This is a genomic window from Bradyrhizobium tropiciagri, from assembly GCF_018130505.1.
Classification (GTDB): domain Bacteria; phylum Pseudomonadota; class Alphaproteobacteria; order Rhizobiales; family Xanthobacteraceae; genus Bradyrhizobium; species Bradyrhizobium tropiciagri_B.
Window position 1 is genome coordinate 116,905 of sequence record NZ_JAFCKH010000015.1, and the last position, 20,559, is coordinate 137,463.

Here is a 20,559-nt window from a genome sequence, read left to right on the forward strand (position 1 = left end):
GCGGCAAGCGAGGCTGTTGTTGCGCTCCGGCCCGCGAGGCCGCTTCCAAATAGACTTGAACCGAAATGTCCCGCCGTCCAATCCTAACATTTGATCCAGCTTGCGAGCAAAGGTTGAATCCTGCCGCGGAAGGTGGCTTTTCACGACAGGCCCTTGAAAAAACTCGCAAAAGTATAGGCAAGAATCCAACTCAACCTCCGATGGCTGAGCCATGCGAGCCCCTGTCCCGAAGGTGCGGCCGGTCGGCCGAGGCAGCATTGAAGATGGGCGCTAACAATAAGCTCAGGCCTAGCCTGTCGTTTCGCCAAACGCGCCCGCTGCACCGAGTTCGGCGATCGCATCCGGGGACAGACCGAGCACTCGCGACAGAATCTCGTCCCGATGCGCGCCGACGGCCGGGATCGCGCGCTGCATCTGCGTCTCCGCCGCGGACATTTTCCACGGCGCATTGACGCCCATGAACTGCCCGGCACTGTCGGCAATCGCGGCGAATGCGCCGCGCTGCAACAGATGCGGATCGGTCAATGCCGCACCGGGATCTCGGTATTCGGCGCAGGGCACGCCAGCCTTGCCGAGGGCGGCCATGCATTCCTGCACCGGATGCCGCTCGGTCCACTTCTCGACGACCTGCATCATCGCGGTCCAATTGGCGCCGCGGCCCGGCACGGTCTTGAAGCGGACATCGTCGGCAAGCTCGCGCTGCCCGGTCACCTCGCAGAGTGCCGCAAAATTTCGCGGCGTGATTGGGGCGATCAGGATGTCGCCGTCGAGGGCGCGCACCGGGCCGTAAGCCGCGCGCTGGGCGGGACCTGAGAATTGCGCTTCCTGCAATTCGTAGACCAGCAGGTTGAGCATGCAGTCCATCAGCGCGACGTCGATCCGCTGCCCCTCCCCGGTTCGCGCACGCTGGACCAGCGCAGTCTGGATCGCGGCATAGCCGAAAATGCCGCCGAGCACGTCAGCGACGAAGATGGCGCCGGAGGCCGGGCGATCGCGGTCGCCGGCATAGCGCATCAACGAGCGATCGAAACCGCTCTCGGCATGGACGATCATGGCATAGGCCGCGCGCTCGGCAGCGGGGCCGGACTGTCCATATCCAGAGATCGAGCAATAGATCAGGCGCGGATTGATCGCACGCAGCGTTTCATAGCCGAGGCCGAGGCGGTCCATCACGCCCGGCCGGAAATTCTCGACCAGGACATCCGCCTCCGCCACCAGGCGGTGCACCAGCGCGATCGCCTCTGAACTCTTCAGGTCGAGCGCGAGGCTACGCTTGCCGGCATTGAGCTGGCCGAAATAGGCGCTGTGGCCGTCGCGGAGCGGCGTCCGCAGCCGCATGTCGTCGCCCTCCGGCGGCTCGATCTTGATCACCTCTGCACCGACGTCGGCGAGCAGTCGGGCGCAGTAGGGACCCGCGAGCATGATCGAAAAGTCGAGCACGCGGACGCCTTCGAGGGGCCGGCTCGCCGTTTGCTGCGCCTGCATGCGGGTGCTCCTATCTTGGCAGTCCGAGCGCCCGCTGGGCGATCAGGCTGCGCTGGATTTCGTTGGTGCCGATGCTGATGACCCACATCAGCGAATGGCGCAGGTTCTGCTCGAACCGGCCGTTGTCGATCGCGCCTACCATCTGCTCCGACAGCGTTGCGCGCATGCCGAGCATCTCGAGCGCGGCCTCGCCGAACCGCTCCATCAGTTCGCCCGAGTACACCTTGCTGATCGCGCCATATTCCGGCGGCGTCACGCCGTCGGCGGCAAGCTCCGCGCAGTGCATCATCAATTGGCGCCCGACCTCGATCTCGGCCGCAAGCGTCGCCATCCTGTCGCGGACCATCGGATCGTCGCTGAGCGCCGCGCCGGTATCGTCCTTTGCCATGACATGGCGGCGCAACTGCTCGAAGGCGTGGGCGACCTTCAGGACGATGCCGCCGCCGACCAGGCCGCGCTCGAAGGCGAGCGCGCCGGTCAGGACCTTCCAGCCGCCGTTGACCTCGCCGACCAGATTTTCCAGGGGAATGCGGACGTCGTCGTAGAAGATGTTGGCGAAGCTGCCGTCATACATCGTGGTTGCCGGCCGGATCGTGATCCCCTCGGCATCCATCGGCACGATGAACATGCTGATGCCGGCGTGCGGCGGCTTGGCGTCCCTGTCGGTCCGCGCCGCCAGGAACATGTATTTGCCCCACCAGGTCGTGGTCCAGATCTTCTGGCCGTTGATCACCCAATGATCGCCGTCGCGCACCGCACTTGTGCGCAACGCCGCGAGGTCGGAGCCGGCCTGCGGTTCGCTGTAGCCCATGCCGTGCATGGCTTCGCCGGCGAGGATCTCCGGCAGATATTTCCGCTGCTGCTCCGATGTGCCGAACATCATCAGCGCATTGGCCTGGATCGCCGCGCCGATCCGCGGCGCTTCGCCCTGCTCCATCGTCTCCATGAAGGCGATCTGCTCGAGCGGCGACCGCGCCTGGCCGCCGAATTCCTTGGCCCAGCCGAGGCCGATCCAGCCGGTCTTGCCGATATCGCGGGCGAAACCGGCATCGAACTCCCGCTTGGAGAACGGCCTGTGGTCGAACGCCGCCTTGCGTTCGCCGGTCCAGTTCTGCGCCAGCCAGCCCCTCACCTGGTCGCGCAGCGCGTTGCCGGCGGGGCCGAGATCGTATTCGGGAAGCCCCGCACTTGCCGGATCCAGCAAGGACGCCGCCAACGACCGTTTCGCCGGCTGCGCGCCGCCGAGCGCGATCGTGTCGAGATGCACCCGCTTGAAATGCAGCGGCGCCTCATGCTCGTCGGCGTAGCCGATCGCGCCGAAGGCGTGATGGGTCTCGAGCGATACCCGCCGCAGCGCCTCGCCTGCAAACACCACGGTGCAGTTGGCGAAGTGCCGCCAGTGACGGTCGTCGAGATCGTGCAGCCTGGCCGCATGATCGACCATCAGCCGAACGCCTTCGAGGGCGATCAGGCCGTTGGCGAGCTTGTGCTGGATCGCCTGGAAGCGTCCGATCGGCTGGCCGAATTGGTGACGTTCGCGCGCGTAGTCGGTCACCAGTTCGAAGGCGCGGCGGGCGGCGCCATGCGCCCGCGCCGTCAGCGCCAGCTTCGCCTTGATCAGGAGATCGTCGAGCACGCCTTCGTTCAACGCAATGCGCGCGATGGACGCTGCATTCAGCCGAACCTCATAAAGCCCCCACGCACCCATGGCGCGGGTCGGGATGACCTCCACCCCTGCTCCATCCAGCGCGATGACGCAGAGGGTCGAGCGGTCGACTGCGACCAGCAGGTGCGTGCAACTCGCCGCCGCCTCGACAAAGCGAAGCAGCCCATCCGCATGGCCGCCGACGGCGCGGATCGTGCCGGTGCCGGAATCCGGATCGAGTGCCCCAAACGAAAAAGCCACGCGTGCGCTGCCGGCGTGCAGGGCCTTCGGCAGCTCGGCGGCCGCGTCGGACTGAGCGGCGGAGAGCGCGAGATTGGCGAGAGCGGCGGACCACATCGGAGCCGGGCACGCTGCGCGGCCGAGCTCGGCGAGCACGACCGCCGCCTCGCGCAGCCCGCCCTCATCGGGATGGCTGCCAATTCCCGCAACGCCCTGCCCGACCAGCTTGCCCCAAACGGCCGCGATCTCCGGCGCCGCGGGACCATGCCTGATGCAATCGGCATTCCACTGCGCGGCGAGAAAGCCGCGCAGGGAATCCCGCAGCATGTTCCTGACGTCGTCGCCTGCCGGCTCCGCCTCCATCGGGGACGCGCCTAGCCCTGGCCGAACCGGGGCTTGCGCTTCTCCTTGAAGGACATCGTCGCCTCCTTGTGGTCGGCGGTCTCGAACGTCACCTGCTCGAGCGCCATCGACGCCTCGAGCAACATGTTGACGCGGTCCTTGACGATCTGGTTGATCGACAGCTTGGTCCAGCGGATCGCCCAGGTCGGACCGTTGGCGAGTTCGATGGCGATCTCGCGCGCCTTGTTGAGCACCTCCGCGCGCGGTGCGATGTGATTGACCAGTCCGATCCGCTCAGCCTCGACGCCCTTCAGCAGCGTTCCGCGGATGAGGAACTCCTTGGCCTTGTTGATGCCGACGAGCAGCGGCCAGATCACCGTGCCGCCGTCACCCGCGACCAGCCCGACGCGCGACACATGCGTATCACCGATCCGGGCGTCATCCGCCATGACGGTGATATCGCACAACAGCGCATGCGTCGCCGCAAGCCCGATGGCATCGCCGTTGATCGCGGCGATGATCGGCTTGTCGAGCTCGAGCTGCCGGGTGACGCCGCGGCGGCTGATCATGGGATCGTGCACCTCGCCTTCTTCGAGGACGTCGCCGCCGGGACGTTCGGACATCGCCTTGACGTCGCCGCCGACACTGAAGAACTCGCCGGCGCCGGTCAGCACGACGACGTTGACGGCGTGATCGTCGGCCAGATCGTCCCAGATCGTCCGCAGCTCGCGGATCAGCTTCTGGTTGATGGCGTTGCGCGCCTGCGGGCGGTTCAGGGTGACGGTCGCGACCTTGTCGGCAACGTCGACCTTCAGACATTCATACTTGGCGTAGTTGGACACGACTTCCTCCGTTGTTTTTCTGGTTCAAACGCGAGCTATGTTGTTGGTGTATGCGGCCTCATGGCCGCATGCCGGGCTGCATCTCGGCCAGCGCAACCTGCAGCGACATCGCACCGGGGTCCTGCTCCAGCATGCGTTGCACGGCGCCGAGATGGCCGCGCATCAGCCGCGTCGCGGCCGACACGTCGCGCTCGCGCAATGCCGCCAGAAACTTGCGGCGGCGCTCGACCAGCCCGGCCATCGCGACCCCGCTCGATGCGACCTTGGCGTAGACGAACCGCATGTGGATCTCGGTGACCGAGTCCATGATCATGGCGATCACCTTGTTGCCGCTCGCTTCCGCAAGCAGCTTGTAGAATTCCCGCGCGCACTCCACACGATCGAGCAGCCGCCCTTCGCGGGTGGCGAGGTCGGTCCGCTCGACATTGGCCTCCAGCGCCTCGATGTCGGACTGCCGCGCATTGGCGCAGGCGAGCCGCACGCCGAGCTCAAGCACGTGGACGCGCGCCTCCGACAATTCGCGCACCGAGATCGTGCCGAGACTGAGCATGTCGCGCATCACGACGTTCATGCGGCTGGTGTCGCCCGCCTGCACGAAGGCGCCGCCCTTGACCCCTTTCTGCAGGCGAAGCACGCCGGCCATCTCGAGGCTGCGCAGCGCCTCGCGCAGCACGTTGCGGCTGACGCCGAGCTGCTGCGCGAGATCGCGCTCGGCAGGCAACTTGTCGCCGGGCTTGAGCACGCCGAGCGCCAGCTGCTCGCGGATCCGCGCGCAGATCTCCTCGAAGGCCCGCCGGGTGTGAATCGGCCGGAACGTCACCGCGGCAGGCGCGCCCGCCGTCCTGACGTCGGAGGCGCGCTCGCGCCGGGCCGCCGGGAGCGGCCGCGCGCGGGTGGATGGGTGGGGGCTTGACTTGGTCGGCATGCGGTGAATTATTAAATGGATCACCCATTCAATGGAAGCCCCTTTTTGGGCTCCAACAGAAAAATCAGCACAACGATCAGCGGAGGTCGTCCATGAGCTTCACCGAGGAGCAGATCGCGTTTCGCGACAACGTGCGGCGGATGGCCGCCAGGCACGTGGCGCCGATCGCCGCCGAGATCGACGAGACCGACCGGTTCCCGCTCGAGCTCGTCAAGCTGTTCGGCGAGATGGGGCTGATGCAGCTCTGGGTCCCCGAGCAATATGGCGGACCCAACGGCAATCTGACCCTCGCCTGCATCGCGCGCGAGGAGATCTCGAAGGTCTCGCCGGCCTGCGCGTCGATCGCCGCGCTCAACACCATGTTCATCATGCCGCTGCTGCATTTCGGCTCCGAGGAGCAGCGCCGCAAATACCTGCCGATCATCGCCAAGGGCGGCATCGTGACCGCGATCGCGATCTCCGAGCCGCAGGCCGGGTCGGATGTCACCGCCATCAACACCCGCGCTAAGCGCGATGGCGACTGCTACGTCCTCAACGGGCGCAAGCAATGGTGCAGTTACGGCGTCGTCGCCGACTACATCGTGGTGATGGCGCGGACCAGCGACAGTCCGGGCGCGGACGGCATCAGCGCCTTCATCGTCGAGCCGAAGACGATGCCGGGCATCACCTTCGGCCGGCACGAGCGCAAGATGGGCTTCCGCGGCGCGCCCAACACCCCGATCTTCTTCGACAACGTCCGGGTGCCGGTCGAGAACCTCGTCGGTGAGGAAGGCAAGGGATTTCGGGCGTCGATGCGGGCGCTCGACCTCAACCGTCCGACCATCGGCGCCCAATCCGTCGGGCTGGCGCAGGGTGCGCTGGATGCCTGCGTGGCCTACGCCAAGGAACGCAAGCAGTTCAAGAAATCGATCTCCGAGTTCCAGGGCGTGCAGTTCATGCTCGCCGACATGGCCATGCAGATCGAGGCGGCGCGCGCCCTCGTCTACGAATGCGCCCGCGCCGGCGATGCCGGCGACTGGAAGCGCCTCAATGTCCTCGCCAGCATGGCCAAATGCATCGGCAGCGACATGGCGATGAAGGTGACGACCGACGCGGTGCAGATTTTCGGCGGCTACGGCTACACCATGGACTATCCGGTCGAGCGCATGATGCGCGACGCCAAGCTGACGCAGATCTTCGAAGGCACCAACCAGATCCAGCGCATGGTGATCGCGCGCGAGCTGCTTCGATAACGAGATCCTTTTCGACGACCAACAAAACACAATCAACGGGAGGAAATGCCTTGAACGAGATGCTTTGCCGGATTTTGGGAAGCGTTGCGGTATCGGCGGCGCTCATCGCCACGCCGGCCGCCGCGCAGAACGCTTATGGTCCAGGCGCCAGCGACACCGAAATCAAGCTCGGCCAGTCGACGCCGCTGAGCGGTCCCGCATCGGCGTTCGGTGCCGGCGCCGGACGCGCGGTGGTCGGCTATTTCCAGATGATCAACGAACAGGGCGGCATCAACGGCCGCAAGATCAACTTCACGCAGCTCGATAACGCCTACAGCGCGCCGAAGGCGATCGAGCAATCGCGCAAGCTGGTCGAGGATGTCGGCGTGCTCGCCGAAGTCGGCACCATCGGTACGGTTCCAAACGTCGCGATTCAGAAATATCTGAACACCAAGCAGGTGCCGCAACTGCTCATCACGGCCGGTGGCCGCCGCTTCAACGACCCGAAGACCTTCCCCTGGACGGTTCCGCTCTATCCGGACTTCGAAACGGAAGGTCGCGTCGTCGCGCACTACATCCGCAACACCAGGCCGGACGCCAAGATCGGCATCCTGTTCCAAAACGACGATTTCGGCCGCGACTACATGAAGGGATTGCGCGCCGGCCTTGGGGAAAAGGCATCGCAGATCATCGCCGAAGCATCCTATGAGCTCGCCGATCCCACCATCGACTCCCAGATCGTGCAGCTCAAGGCTGCGGGTGTCGATACGCTGATCGAGCAATCCTCGGCGAAGGCGGCCGCACAATCGATCCGCAAGGTGCGCGAACTCAACTGGACACCCCTGCACGTGATCGGCGGCTCGACCGCCTCCGTCGAGACCGTGCTGCGGCCCGCCGGCCTCGAGGCATCGAAGGGCCTCGTGACCACGCTGTTCCTCAAGCAGCCCGGCGATCCCGCATGGGCTGACGACGCCGAGGTGAAGGCCTATCACGACTTCCTGAAGAAATACGCGCCGTCAGCCAACCCGGACGATTATTCGGTACTGGTCGCCTACATGAACGTGAACGCGTTGACGACGGTGCTGAAAAAGTGCGGTGATCAGCTGACGCGCGAGAACCTGATCCGCCAGGCCACCTCGCTGCGTGGCGAACGAATGCCGCTGATGCTGCCGGGCATCTCGATCAGCACGTCACCCGGTGACTACACGCCGTTCAAGGTGCTCCGCATCGCCACCTTCGACGGCGCCAGCTGGACGCTGTCGGGCGATCCGGTCTCGGCCGACTAGACGGCGCGGCGATGCCCCAGACCGGCCGGAGCGCGGAAATGCGAAGCTGCGTCCACATCCACAACCGTCATCGCCCGGCTTGACCGGGCGATCCAGTACGCCGCGGCTTATCGGCTCTATAACAACTGCCTCTGGAATACTGGATCACCCGGTCAAGCCGGGTGACGACACCGCGTATTTGGCAAGAGATGCGAGCACAGCGTGCGCCGACCAGGCGGCGCAAGCCGTGGCCGATTCATGTCGCGGGAATGCGAAGCTGCGTCCACATCCACAACCGTCATCGCCCGGCTTGACCGGGCGATCCAGTACGCCGCGGCCTATCGGCTCAAGCACAACTGCCTCTGGAATACTGGATCACCCGGTCAAGCCGGGTGACGACACCGCGTATTTGGCAAGAGATGCGAGCACAGCGTGCCCACCCTACATGCGGAAGCTCGCCGGGTTGCAGTGAACTGACGAGCAGGCCGGCCAGAAGCGCTGCCTACGCCGCCGCGACCTCGTGGCCGGCCATGACTTCCAGTGCCCGCAAGATACCGGAATGGTCCCACGCCTTGCCGCCGAGGGCGGTGCAGGCATTGAACAGCTGCTGCGCGGCGGCGGTACCCGGCAAAGAGAGCCCAAGCGCCCGTGCGCCCTCCAGCGCGAGGTTGAGGTCCTTCTGGTGCAGCTCGATGCGGAAGCCCGGATCGAAGTTGCGCTTCAGCATCCGCTCGCCGTGCACTTCGAGGATCCGCGACGACGCAAAGCCGCCCATCAACGCCTGACGCACCAGCGCCGGATCGGCGCCCGCCTTGGACGCGAACAGCAGGGCCTCGCTCACCGCCTCGATGGTCAGCGCCACGATGATCTGGTTGGCAACCTTGGTGGTCTGGCCATCGCCATTGCCGCCGACATGGGTGACGTTCTTGCCCATCGTATCGAACACCGGCTTCATCGCGCCGAAGGCCCGCTCCTTGCCGCCGACCATGATGGTCAGGCTCGCGGCCTTGGCACCGACCTCGCCACCTGAGACCGGCGCGTCGAGATAGTCGGCGCCCAGCGCCTCGATCTTGCGCGCGAACTCCTTGGTCGCCAGCGGCGAGATCGAGGACATGTCGACCACGATCATGCCCTTGGAGACTCCCTCCGCGACGCCGCCCTTGCCGAACAGTACCGCCTCCACATGCGGCGTATCCGGCACCATGATGATGACGGCATCGGCCTCCTCCGCGACCTGCTTGGCAGACTCGCAGGCAATGCCGCCGGCCGCAATCAGATCCGGTGGAAGCAGCGCGACGTCGTGAAGGAACACGCGATATCCGGCAGCCAGAATGTGGGCGGCCATCGGGCGTCCCATGGTGCCCAGCCCGATGAATCCAATGTCTTTCATTTGCTGTTTCTCCGTCAGCGGATGTCAGGTCTCGAACGTATGCGCGGCGTGCCAGCCGAGGCTCTCGACAGTGCTTGTGCGCGGCTTGTATTCGCAGCCGACCCAGCCGCGATAGCCGATGCTGTCGAGATGCTTGAACAGATAGGAATAGTTGATCTCGCCGGTGCCCGGCTCGTGGCGCCCCGGATTGTCGGCGAGCTGGACATGCGCGATCCGGTCGAGATGCTTCTGCATGGTCCGGGCGAGATCGCCCTCCATGATCTGCATGTGATAGATGTCGTATTGAATGTACAGATTGGGTGAGCGCACCTCGGAGATCAGCTGCACCGCCTGCTCCGTCCTGTTCAGGAAGAAGCCCGGAATATCCAGCGTGTTGATCGGCTCGACGAGCAGCTTGATGCCGTGCTCGGAAAGCCGGCCCGCCGCGTAGCGCAGGTTGGAGACGAGGGTCTCGTTGAGATCAGCCGCATCCGCACCGGCGGGCGCAATGCCGACCAGGCAATTGAGCTGCCGGCAGTCCAGCGCCTTGGCATAGTCGATGGCGCGCGCCACGCCGTCGCGAAACTCGTCGACGCGGTCGCGCAGGATCGCGATGCCGCGCTCGCCGCCGGCCCAGTTGCCGGCCGGAAGGTTGTGCAGCACCTGGGTCAGGTCACAACGCGCCAGCTCTTCCCGCAACTGCGCCTTGTCGTAGTCGTAGGGGAACAGATACTCGACGCCGCTGAAGCCGGCGGCCTTGGCGGCCGCGAAGCGGTCGGTGAACGGCAGCTCATTGAAGAGCATGGTGAGGTTGGCGGCAAATTGCGGCACGGGTCGGATCTCCGCTTGAGACAGGCAGATGGATTGCGTCAGGCCGGCAGCAGCGTGCCGGATCGTTGCGCGCTCGGCACCTCATCGAGCGGCAGATCGAGCACCTCCTCGAACTCGACGATGTTGTCGATCTCCGTCCCCATCGCGATGTTGGTGACCCGCTCGAGGATGAACTCCACCACGACAGGCACGCGGTGCTTGGCCATCAGCTCGCGCGCGGTCGCGAACGCCGCCTGGGCGTCGTTCGGATCGGTGACGCGGATCGCCTTGCAGCCGAGCCCTTCCGCGACGGTCACGTGGTCGACGCCGTAGACGCCGATCTCGGGCGCATTGATGTTCTCGAACGACAGCTGGACGTGATAGTCCATGTCGAAGCCGCGCTGCGCCTGCCGGATCAGCCCGAGATAGGAATTGTTCACGACGACGTGGATGTAGGGTAGATTGAACTGGGCCCCGACCGCGAGCTCCTCGATCAGGAACTGGAAGTCGTAGTCGCCCGACAGCGCGACGATCTCCCGATCGGGATCGGCGGCGCGCACGCCGAGCGCGGCCGGCAACGTCCAGCCGAGCGGACCGGCCTGCCCAGCATTGATCCAGTTGCGCGGGCGATAGACGTTGAGGAACTGGGCGCCCGCGATCTGTGACAAGCCGATCACCGTCACATAGCAGGTGTCGCGGCCGAAGGCCTTGTTCATCTCCTCATAGACGCGCTGCGGCTTGATCGGGATGTTGTCGAAGTGGCTCTTACGGAGCATCGTGCGCTTGCGGTCGCGGCAGGCGGCGGGCCAGGCCTGCCGGTCGCGCAGCTTGCCGGACTTGCGCCACTCCTTGGCGACGCCGACGAACATCTCCAGCGCCGCCTTCGCGTCCGACACGATGCCGAGATCCGGGTTGAAGACCCGCCCGATCTGCGTCGGCTCGATGTCGACATGGACGAACTTGCGGCCCTTGGTGTAGGTCTCGATCGAGCCGGTGTGGCGGTTGGCCCAGCGGTTTCCGATACCGAGCACGAAATCGGATTCCAGCATGGTGGCGTTGGCGTAGCGGTGGCTGGTCTGCAGGCCGACCATGCCCGCCATCAGCGGATGATCGTCGGGAATGGCGCCCCACGCCATCAGCGTCGGCACCACCGGAACGTTGACCGCCTCCGCGAAGGCGACCAGCAGCTCGGATGCATCGGCGTTGACGACGCCGCCGCCGGCCACGATCAGCGGCCGCTCCGCCGCGTTGAGCATCTCGAGCGCCTTCTCGATCTGCTTGCGGGTCGCCGTCGGCTTGTAGACCGCCAGCGGCGAATAGGTCTCGTCGTCGAACTCGATTTCGGCCAGCTGCACGTCGAGCGGAAGATCGATCAGGACCGGCCCCGGCCGCCCCGATCGCATGATGTGGAACGCCTGGCTGAACACGCGCGGCACCAGCGCCGGCTCGCGCACGGTGACCGCCCATTTGGTCACCGGCTTGGCGATCGACTCGATGTCGACGGCCTGGAAATCCTCCTTATAGAGCCGCGCCCGCGGCGCCTGGCCGGTGATGCAGAGGATCGGAATCGAATCCGCGATCGCCGAATAGAGGCCGGTGATCATGTCGGTTCCGGCGGGCCCGGATGTGCCGATGCACACGCCGATATTGCCCGCCGTCGCCCGCGTATAGCCTTCCGCCATGTGCGAGGCGCCTTCGACGTGCCGCGCCAGGATGTGCTTGATCGAGCCGTTGCGCTTCAAGGCGGAGTAAAGCGGGTTGATCGCCGCGCCGGGAACACCGAAGGCGCACGTGATTCCCTCGCGCTGGAGAATCCGCACCGCTGCATCCACTGCTCGCATTTTCATCTGATGACCCCGCTTCGTTACGAGTTGGCGTGGCAGGATCATCCGGTCCGCGCGCATCGATCTCAACGCTGTCGATGCAATTTTCCGCGCTATGGCAGCGCTCGTGATTTCTCGCATGTCTCCAATTGATTAGCCGCGACAGAAAAATGGAAATCGCGCACGGACGAGAAACGCGGCAAGTCCCTACGCGGGTTCCTGCTGCGCAAGGTTGCCGCCGCGAAGCTCGGCCGTCAGCTCGGCCGCGATCCGGTGCACGACAGTGCCGATCTCCGGCAGGCGCGCATCGGTCAGCCGATCCGTCATGCCGGACACCGAAATCGCGGCAAACGGCTCGCTGCAATCGTTGAAGACCACCGCGGCGATGCAGCGCAGGCCGAGCCGCGCCTCTTCATCGTCCACCGCATAGCCCTGGCGCCGCACGATCTCCAGTTCCTTGAACAGCTCGCCCGGCCGCACGATCGATTTTTCCGTGAGGCGCGGCATGCCCTGACGGCGAATGATCGCGTTGACGTCGGCATCGGAATAGGACGCGAGCACCGCCTTGCCGAGTCCTGAAGCGATCATCGCAACGCGGCCGCCCACCTTGGTCACCGAGCGCATGATCTCGCGGCTTTCGATGCGCGACACGATGATGATGGATTCATCGTCGACCACGGCAAGGTTGGCGGTCTCCCTGGTCTGGTCACGCAGCTTGCGCAGATAGGGCAATGCCCGCGCCGCAAAATTGCGCCGGCGCATGAAGGTCGAGCCGACCACGAAGCTTTGCGCGCCGATATGCCATTTGGATTCCTCGCGGTCGAACTGCACGAACCGACGATTCTCGAGCGTCGTCAGCAACCGATGCACGGTCGACGGCGACAGGCCGGTACGGATCGCAAGATCGGTCAGCCGGTAGCCTTCATCATCCTCGGCAAGCGTCTCCATGATCTGCAGTGCGCGATCCACGGATTGAACGCCGCCGTCGCGCGCGTCCGGATCCGGCTGCGCGCGGAGATCGGGATCGGACGGCTTTCGCCGGATCGGCTCTCTTTTCATCACGACCTGCCCCTAACCAGTTGCGGTTCAAAACGGAATTGCTCGCGGAGGATAGCGTCAATATTGGCATATGGCATGCCAAATAGGCTTGAAGTCAAGGCGACGGGGTTGGCCAATAGGTCAGTAATTTTGCCATTTCTTTGGTAAATCACCTCGATTCTTTTGTTTGACTTCTGGGATAATGTATACCACCATTCTCTCATAACTGCTATCACACGACTGGGAGAACGCCGCGATGTACGTCGGAGACATCCTTCGCACCACCAGCCCGCATTTGGTGACAATCGGCTCGAATGAGACCGTGAGCATCGCGGCGAACCTGATGTACGCGAGCAATGCCGATGCACTCGTTGTCCGGAAGGCCTCGCGTAGCAAGGACGCCGCGGTGGTCGGAATGTTCTGCGAGCGGGACGTCGTCGCCGTGATCGCCGAGCGCGGCGTCAGCGGCCTTGCCATGAAGGTCGCGCAGTTCATCTCGCCGCAGCCGCTGTTGTGCTGCAATTCGCAGGACTCGCTGGCGGACGTCGAGCATCTGATGAACCGTCACCGGATCCGCCATGTCCCGGTCATCGACAACGGCCGGCTTGTCGGTGTCGTAAGCATGCGGGACATCGCGCTCGCCTTCGAGGAAGCCGCCGGCGCGGCGGCCTGAGGCCCCTCTTCCAACGCCATCACGATAACCACCGGCGCGGCTCGTGCTGTGTCTTCACTCTGCTTGCGAGGATTTCATGAGGATCTGCATCTACGGCGCCGGCGCGATCGGCGGTTATCTCGGTGTCGAGTTCATGCGTGCTGGCGCCGATGTCAGCCTGGTCGCGCGCGGCGCCCACCTCGCCGCGATGCGGCAGAACGGGCTGAAGCTCTTGATCGGCGACGAGGAGCGCGTGGTGCATCCGCGCTGCACCGACGACCCCGCCGAACTCGGCGAGCAGGATGTCGTCATCATCTGCCTCAAGGCGCATTCAATCACCGGCGTCATCGAGCGCATGCAGCCCCTGCTCGGCCGGAACACCCGCATCGTCACCGCCGTCAACGGCATTCCCTATTGGTATTTCTACAAGCACGGCGGCCGCCACGAAGGATCGGCGCTCGAAAGCATCGATCCCGGCGGCCGGCAGTGGCGCGAGCTCGGCCCGGAGCGCGCCATCGGCTGCGTGGTGTATCCCGCGACTGAGATTGAAGCGCCTGGCGTGATCCGTCACGTCTACGGCAACAATTTTCCGCTGGGCGAGCCGTCCGGCGAAATCACGTCCGACGTCGAGAACCTTGCCAAGCTGTTCACGGCGGCGGGCATGAAGGCCCCGGTTCTCGATCGCATCCGCGACGAGATCTGGCTCAAGCTGTGGGGCAATGTCTGCTTCAACCCGATCAGCGCGCTGACCCACGCGACTCTCGACGTGATCTGCAGCAATCCCGGCACCCGCGCGCTGTCGCGGGCGATCATGCTCGAATCCCAGACGATCGCGGAGAGCCTTGGCGTCAAATTCCGCGTCGATGTCGAACGCCGCATCGAAGGCGCCCGCAAGGTCGGCGCGCACAAGACCTCGATGCTGCAGGACCTCGAACGCGGACGTCCCGTCGAGATCGATCCGCTGATCACGGTGGTCCAGGAGATGGGCCGGATGACCGGGATTGCGACCCCTGCCCTCGATGCGGTGCTGGCGCTGGTCGCGCAGCGCACCAGGCTGGCGGGACTCTACGACGGCACCGCCGGCGCCGCCGAAGCCAAATCGCTCGAGGTGGCGTAACGCAGATGGCCAATATCACGCACTGGGTCCGCTTCCGCCACGACACCGAAACCGGCTTCGGCCAACTCACGCCCTCCGGCATCTCCGTGCATGCCGGAGAGATGTTCGGCGACACACGGCCGACCGGTCGAACGCTTGCGCTCGACGATGTCGAATTGCTGCCCCCGGCGGAGCCGAGCAAGATCATCGCGCTCTGGAATAATTTTCACGCGCTTGCCGCGAAGCTGAAATCTCCCGAACCGCCCGAGCCATTGTACCTGTTGAAGGCACTGACCAGCGTCACCGCACCCGGCGCCATCATCAGCCGCCCTTCAAGCTACGACGGCAAGACCACCTATGAGGGCGAGCTCGGCATTGTCATCGGCAAGACCTGCACCGCGGTCACCCCCGAAGAAGCCGATGACTACATCTTCGGCTACACCTGCACCAACGACGTCACCGCCGCGGATATCCTCAACCGCGATCCAACCTTTCCGCAATGGGCGCGGGCCAAGGGTTTTGATGGTTATGGCCCGTTCGGTCCCGCCATTGCCGTCGGCCTCGATCCGGCGAGCCTGGTCGTTCGCACCGTTCTCAACGGCGTGGAGCGGCAGAATTACCCGATCGCGGACATGATTTTCAGCGCGCAGGAGCTGGTCAGCAAGATCTCGCACGACATGACGCTGCTGCCGGGCGACCTGATCTGTTGCGGGACGTCGATCGGCGTCGGCGTGATGAAGGAGCCGGTCAACACGGTCACCATTGCCATCGACGGGATCGGCGAGCTGACCAACCAATTCCGCCAGTAGCGCTGGCAGGAATGCGCCAATGAGCTGTCCGGGGTCGAGCAATTGAACGCGGAATGGACCGACCAGCGCGCCCGGACTGCCCTTCGCAGAATCTTCGACGCCGCAATCGCCAGCGCCGATCCGAGGCTTACGATCGCAGGCGCCCTGCCGGCGAAGCCAAAGGGCAGATGCGTCGTCATCGGCGCGGGCAAGGCCTCGGCGGCGATGGCGGCCGGCCTCGACGCGGCGTGGCCTGACGTCGACCTTTCGGGTGTCGTCGTGACGCGCCATGGACACGCCGTCCCGGCGGGCCGCATCGAGGTGCTGGAGGCGTCTCACCCCGTACCGGACGAATCGAGCGAGGCCGCAGCGCTTCGCATGTTGCGTGCCGTTCACGGGCTGTCGGCCGATGATCTCGTGATCGCGCTGATGTCCGGCGGCGGCTCGGCGCTGATGACGCTCCCGGCACCGCCGATGACGCTCGCCGACAAGCAGATGGTCAATCGCGCCCTGCTGGCGAGCGGCGCGACGATTGCCGAGATGAACGTCGTCCGCAAGCATCTGTCCGCGATCAAGGGCGGACGGCTGGCGCTCGCGGCCCGTCCGGCCCGTGTCACGACGCTGGTGATATCGGACATTCCCGGCGACGATCCCGCGGCCATTGCCTCGGGGCCCACGCTTCCCGACGGCAGCACGAGAGCCGAGGCGCAGGAGATCGTCCGCCGGTTTGCGATCGACCTGCCGGAAACGGCGCGGCGCGTGCTTGCGCAGGCCGACGAGACGCCGAAACCTGGCGAGATCGACGCAGACGTTCGCATCATTGCCGCGCCGTTTCTCGCGCTTGACGCGGCCGCCCGCATCGCACGGGAGGAAGGCCTGACGCCGATCATCCTTGGCGATGCGATCGAAGGCGAATCACGAGAGCTTGGAACCGTGATGGCCGGCATCGCCCGATCGGTCGCGACGCGGGCGCAGCCCGGCCCCGCCCCGGCCGTTCTGCTGTCCGGCGGCGAGACGACGGTCACGATCGGCCGAGGGCCGGCGGGCCGCGGCGGCCGGAATACCGAGTTCCTGCTGGGGCTTGCCGTCGCCCTGTCCGGCACGCCCGATATCTGGGCGATCGCCGGGGACAGCGACGGTATCGATGGAACGGAAGATGCCGCTGGTGCTTTGATTGGTCCGGATACGCTGCGCCGTGCCGCCGCGAGGGGTCTCGACCCGCGCGCATTCCTGGCCGCCCATGATAGCTACACATTTTTCGATTATCTTGGAGATCTCGTGCGCACCGGGCCGACGCTGACGAATGTCAATGATATTCGTGCCGTGCTGATCGCAGGTAGCGCGCCAAGAGTGAGGTAACCCATGCATCGTCATCGACGGGCCAAGATCGTTGCAACCGTCGGCCCCGCCAGCAATTCGCCCGAAATGCTGAAGGCGCTGCTGCTGGCAGGTGTCGACACCTTCCGCCTGAACTTCAGTCACGGAACGCAGAGCGATCACGCCAGGGTTCACGCGGCGATCCGCAAGCTGGAACAGGAGGTCGACCGGCCGATCGGCATCCTGATGGATCTGCAGGGTCCGAAGATTCGCGTCGGCAATCTGCGCGATGGAAAGATCGTCGTGCAGGCCGGCGAGACCATCCGGTTCGTGCTGTCAGGGTCGGAAGGCGACCGTTCGGCAATTCCGCTGCCGCACCGGGAGATCTTTGCGGCCGTTGCGCCGGGACACGATCTCTTGATCGACGACGGCAGGGTCCGCGTCCGCGTCTCCTCGCTCGGTGACGATTTCATCGAGGCCAAGGTGATGGTCGGCGGCACCATCTCGAACCACAAGGGCGTCAATCTGCCGGGAACGGTGCTTGATCTTTCGCCGCTCACCGCGAAGGACCGCGAGGATCTCGACTTCGGTCTGAAGCTCGGCGTGGACTGGGTCGCGCTGTCTTTCGTCCAGAAGCCGTCGGATATCATCGAGGCGCGCAGCCTGATCGGCGACCGCGCCGGCGTGATGGCGAAGATCGAGAAGCCCGCAGCGCTGGAGCGGATCGACGATATCATTCAGCTCTGCGACGCCATCATGGTGGCGCGCGGCGATCTCGGCGTCGAGATTCCTCACGAGGACGTGCCGGGCCGTCAAAAGGAGCTGGTGCGGGCGTGCCGCCTCGCCGTGAAGCCGGTGATCGTCGCGACGCAGATGCTGGATTCCATGGTCGCCGCGCCGACACCGACCCGCGCCGAGGTCTCCGACGTCGCGACGGCTATCTATGACGGCGCCGATGCGGTGATGTTGTCGGCGGAATCGGCGACGGGCCGCTATCCGTGCGAGGCGGTCGAGATGATGGACCGCATCATCCGCAGCACCGAGCAGCACAAGATGTATCGTTCGATCGTCGAGGCAACCCAGCCCGGCGAAGAGCAGACAGCCCCGCATGCCGTCGCCACCGCGGCGGCCGACCTCGCCTCCGTGATCCACGCCGCAGCGATCGTGGCCTATACGTCGAGCGGGACCACAGCGGCACGCGTGGCGCGCAAGCGGCCGAGCCTGCCGATCCTCGCGATCACGCCGAGCCGTGAAGTGTCCCGCCGCCTGTGCCTGCTCTGGGGCGCGCACAGCGTGCTCTCCGAGGATGTGCTGAGCTATGAGGAGATGGTCGAGCGCGCGACCTCGTTCGCGCTTGCGGAGCAGTTCGCAGCGAGCCGCGATCTCCTGGTCGTCGTCGCCGGCATTCCCTTCGCGCAGGCGGGAACGACCAACAATCTGCGCGTCATTTCGCTGCCCTGACGGAACGGCTTAATTTCGTGGAAGCAGTGTGCGTCGACTGCTTCGTTGCGTCGATCCAGATCCCCGCATGCGAATGCGCGCGGATGTGGTCGACGAGGAAGTCGGAGAACACCCGGATCTTGGCCGGCAGCCTGACGCGGTTCTGGTAGGCGACGTTCATCGTCAGCAAGGGCAGCTCCCAATCCATCAGGACCGGCACGAGGTGTCCGGCCAGAATGTCGCCCTGCACGATGTAGAGCGGCTGGATCAGGATGCCGAGACCGGCGAGCGCCGCGCCGCGGATCACCTGACCGTCATTGCTGTCGAGCGCCGGTGCGATGCGGACGGTCTGGATTGCGCTGCCCTTCGTGAGGCGTAGCGAATACGGATCGTTGGCGAGGTTGTAGATCAGCATGTCGTGGCGGGCGAGATCGGCCGGATGCTCGGGCTGCCCCTGCTTTGCGAGATAGGCGGGGGCCGCAGCCAGCACGCGCCGCATCTGGCCGATGCGGCGGACGACGATGTTGGAATCCGGCTCGTGCTCGCGGGTGCGGATGGCGACATCGATACCGGCCTCGATGAAATCAGGGTAGCGGTTGGAAGTGATGATCTGGACGTTCAGCTTTGGATAAAGTGCGCGGAACGACGGCAGCATCGGCGCCAGATAGATCATCGCAAAGGACAGCGAGCTCGTGACGCGGAGCGTGCCCTTGGGCGACAACGCGCGGTCCGACACGGCGTCCTCGGCTTCCGCGAGTTCACTCAGGATGGTGCCGCAGCGCTGCAACAATTCCTGCCCCGCTTCAGTCAGCCATAGCCGCCGCGTGTTGCGCTCGATGAGCCGGACCGCGAGCCGTTCCTCGAGCGCGCTGAGATGCCTGCTCGCCGCCGCGTTCGACATGCGCAGGCTGTCGGCAGCCTTGGACAGGCTGCCGAGTTCGGCCGTCCTGGCGAAGACTTCGAGTTGCAGAAGGCGGTCCATTTTTTCGCTAGGTGGAAAAGAGACTTCCAATTTCTGGCCTTTATTTCCGCTGATCGCAAGGCAAAATGCGCAAAAAATCGGCCGCGGCGCGGAAATCCGAATGAATAATGTCGGGGCCGGTCAGGCTGCATGAGGAGCCGGGCGATCTGCGGATCGGCCCGCTTCCAAGCCGTTTATCTCTTCACACAGGCCGGCGCATGATCGGACCATTCACCTTCGAAAACCTGCCTTGCCGCGTCGTGTTCGGCAGCGGCACGCTCGGCGCGGCCAGATCCGAGATCGAGCGTCTCGGCGGAACGCGTGCACTGGTGCTGACCACGCCGCAGCAGGAAGCGGAAGGTGCCAGACTCGGCGCCGATCTCGGACCGCTCTACGCCGGCATCTTCCCTGGCGCCACCATGCATACGCCGGTCGAGGTGACCGATCGTGCGCTCGCGGCGATGAAGGCATGCGGCGCCGATTGCGTGGTCGCGCTCGGCGGCGGTTCGACGACCGGACTGGGCAAGGCGCTCGCCTTGCGCACCGGTGTCAACCAGCTCTGCATCCCCACCACTTATGCGGGGTCCGAGATGACGCCGATCCTCGGCGAGACCAGGGACGGGCTGAAGACCACGGTGCGCGACGATGCGGTGCTGCCGGAAACCGTGATCTACGACGTCGACCTCACGCTGTCGCTGCCGGTCGCCTTGACGGTGACCTCCGGCATCAATGCGATCGCGCATGCGGTGGAGGCGCTGTATGCGCGGGAGCGCAACCCGGTGATCTCGCTGATGGCGGAAGAAGCCATCCGCGCCCTCGCCCATGCCCTGCCCGCGATCGTGGACAAGCCGGACGATCGCGGCGCCCGCAGCCAGGCGCTCTATGGCGCCTGGCTCTGCGGCGTGTGCCTCGGCACCGTCGGCATGGCCCTGCATCACAAGCTCTGCCATACGCTCGGCGGCACATTCGACCTGCCGCACGCCGAGACCCACACCATCGTCCTGCCGCATGCGCTCGCCTACAACGCAGCCGAGGTGCCGGATGCGATGGCGCGGATTTCGCGCGCAATCGGCGCCACCGACGCGGCCGGCGGGCTCTACGATCTGGCGCGGAGGCTCAATGCAAAATTGGCGCTTCGCGACATCGGCATGCCGGCCGACGGCATCGAAAAGGCAGCCGACCTCGCGGTGACCAACGCCTACTGGAATCCGCGCCCGCTCGAGCGCAGCGCCATCCGCGACCTGATCGCGCGCGCCTGGTCCGGCGAGCCGCCGGTGGTGACCAAGACTGCCGCCTGAACCACAGACATC

17 protein-coding genes are annotated in these 20,559 nt (G+C 65.3%); 8 read left to right on the forward strand and 9 right to left on the reverse strand.

Annotation, left to right across the window (positions count from 1 at the left end; genetic code table 11):
* Nucleotides 1–288 precede the first annotated feature (288 nt).
* Genes JQ633_RS31710 through JQ633_RS31725 form a run of 4 tightly spaced genes read right to left on the reverse strand, consistent with a single transcriptional unit; the run spans nucleotide 289 to nucleotide 5,479 of the window.
* Nucleotides 289–1,485, reverse strand: a complete 1,197-nt coding sequence (locus JQ633_RS31710) for a CaiB/BaiF CoA transferase family protein (RefSeq protein ID WP_211989623.1) — start codon at nucleotides 1,483–1,485, stop codon at nucleotides 289–291.
* Between the two features lie 10 nt (nucleotides 1,486–1,495).
* Nucleotides 1,496–3,733 carry an acyl-CoA dehydrogenase gene (locus JQ633_RS31715; protein WP_211989624.1) on the reverse strand — a complete coding sequence of 746 codons (2,238 nt, stop codon included), beginning with the start codon at nucleotides 3,731–3,733 and terminating at the stop codon, nucleotides 1,496–1,498.
* 11 nt (nucleotides 3,734–3,744) lie between these two features.
* A complete protein-coding gene (locus JQ633_RS31720) occupies nucleotides 3,745–4,554 on the reverse strand; it encodes an enoyl-CoA hydratase/isomerase family protein (protein ID WP_211989625.1) in 810 nt (269 codons plus the stop codon).
* Between the two features lie 58 nt (nucleotides 4,555–4,612).
* Complete coding sequence (locus JQ633_RS31725; protein WP_211989626.1) at nucleotides 4,613–5,479, reverse strand: FadR/GntR family transcriptional regulator; 867 nt, start codon at nucleotides 5,477–5,479, stop codon at nucleotides 4,613–4,615.
* A 92-nt stretch (nucleotides 5,480–5,571) separates the two neighbouring features.
* Between JQ633_RS31725 and JQ633_RS31730 the strand changes: the two genes are divergently transcribed.
* Both JQ633_RS31730 and JQ633_RS31735 read left to right on the forward strand, forming a co-directional pair.
* Nucleotides 5,572–6,711, forward strand: a complete 1,140-nt coding sequence (locus JQ633_RS31730) for an acyl-CoA dehydrogenase family protein (protein WP_211989627.1) — start codon at nucleotides 5,572–5,574, stop codon at nucleotides 6,709–6,711.
* Between the two features lie 59 nt (nucleotides 6,712–6,770).
* Entirely contained in the window at nucleotides 6,771–7,976 is a 1,206-nt protein-coding gene (locus JQ633_RS31735) for an ABC transporter substrate-binding protein (RefSeq protein ID WP_211989791.1), read from the forward strand.
* Nucleotides 7,977–8,457: 481 nt separating this feature from the next.
* On the opposite strand, the gene JQ633_RS31740 is transcribed toward JQ633_RS31735, so the two are convergent.
* The 4 genes from JQ633_RS31740 to JQ633_RS31755 all read right to left on the reverse strand — a co-directional run bounded on the left by JQ633_RS31740 (nucleotide 8,458) and on the right by JQ633_RS31755 (nucleotide 13,016).
* A complete protein-coding gene (locus JQ633_RS31740) occupies nucleotides 8,458–9,345 on the reverse strand; it encodes a 2-hydroxy-3-oxopropionate reductase (protein WP_211989628.1) in 888 nt (295 codons plus the stop codon).
* Between the two features lie 24 nt (nucleotides 9,346–9,369).
* A complete protein-coding gene (hyi, locus tag JQ633_RS31745; protein ID WP_211989630.1) occupies nucleotides 9,370–10,155 on the reverse strand; it encodes a hydroxypyruvate isomerase in 786 nt (261 codons plus the stop codon).
* 38 nt (nucleotides 10,156–10,193) lie between these two features.
* On the reverse strand, nucleotides 10,194–11,981 hold the full coding sequence (gcl, locus tag JQ633_RS31750; protein ID WP_211989637.1) for a glyoxylate carboligase: 1,788 nt from the start codon (nucleotides 11,979–11,981) through the stop codon (nucleotides 10,194–10,196).
* A 183-nt stretch (nucleotides 11,982–12,164) separates the two neighbouring features.
* Nucleotides 12,165–13,016: an IclR family transcriptional regulator gene (locus tag JQ633_RS31755; RefSeq protein ID WP_211989639.1), complete on the reverse strand. Its 852-nt coding sequence runs from the start codon at nucleotides 13,014–13,016 to the stop codon at nucleotides 12,165–12,167.
* A 235-nt stretch (nucleotides 13,017–13,251) separates the two neighbouring features.
* On the opposite strand from JQ633_RS31755, the gene JQ633_RS31760 reads away from it, so the two are divergent.
* From JQ633_RS31760 to pyk, 5 genes are all read left to right on the forward strand, one after another.
* Nucleotides 13,252–13,668, forward strand: a complete 417-nt coding sequence (locus JQ633_RS31760) for a CBS domain-containing protein (RefSeq protein WP_211989646.1) — start codon at nucleotides 13,252–13,254, stop codon at nucleotides 13,666–13,668.
* 76 nt (nucleotides 13,669–13,744) lie between these two features.
* The gene (locus JQ633_RS31765; protein WP_211989647.1) at nucleotides 13,745–14,764 is read left to right on the forward strand and encodes a 2-dehydropantoate 2-reductase; all 1,020 of its coding nucleotides are present in this window, start codon (nucleotides 13,745–13,747) and stop codon (nucleotides 14,762–14,764) included.
* A gap of 5 nt (nucleotides 14,765–14,769) precedes the next feature.
* Nucleotides 14,770–15,552: a fumarylacetoacetate hydrolase family protein gene (locus tag JQ633_RS31770; protein ID WP_211989648.1), complete on the forward strand. Its 783-nt coding sequence runs from the start codon at nucleotides 14,770–14,772 to the stop codon at nucleotides 15,550–15,552.
* A 42-nt stretch (nucleotides 15,553–15,594) separates the two neighbouring features.
* Nucleotides 15,595–16,890 (forward strand): glycerate kinase type-2 family protein, encoded by a 1,296-nt coding sequence (locus tag JQ633_RS31775; protein WP_211989651.1) that lies wholly within the window; start codon nucleotides 15,595–15,597, stop codon nucleotides 16,888–16,890.
* A 3-nt stretch (nucleotides 16,891–16,893) separates the two neighbouring features.
* Entirely contained in the window at nucleotides 16,894–18,309 is a 1,416-nt protein-coding gene (pyk, locus tag JQ633_RS31780; protein ID WP_211989652.1) for a pyruvate kinase, read from the forward strand.
* On the opposite strand, the gene JQ633_RS31785 is transcribed toward pyk, so the two are convergent.
* Nucleotides 18,293–19,270 (reverse strand): LysR family transcriptional regulator, encoded by a 978-nt coding sequence (locus JQ633_RS31785; RefSeq protein ID WP_211989653.1) that lies wholly within the window; start codon nucleotides 19,268–19,270, stop codon nucleotides 18,293–18,295. The two genes, pyk and JQ633_RS31785, sit on opposite strands and share 17 nt — an antisense overlap.
* Before the next feature lie 197 nt (nucleotides 19,271–19,467).
* On the opposite strand from JQ633_RS31785, the gene JQ633_RS31790 reads away from it, so the two are divergent.
* Nucleotides 19,468–20,547 (forward strand): maleylacetate reductase, encoded by a 1,080-nt coding sequence (locus JQ633_RS31790; RefSeq protein ID WP_211989654.1) that lies wholly within the window; start codon nucleotides 19,468–19,470, stop codon nucleotides 20,545–20,547.
* Nucleotides 20,548–20,559: the final 12 nt, after the last annotated feature.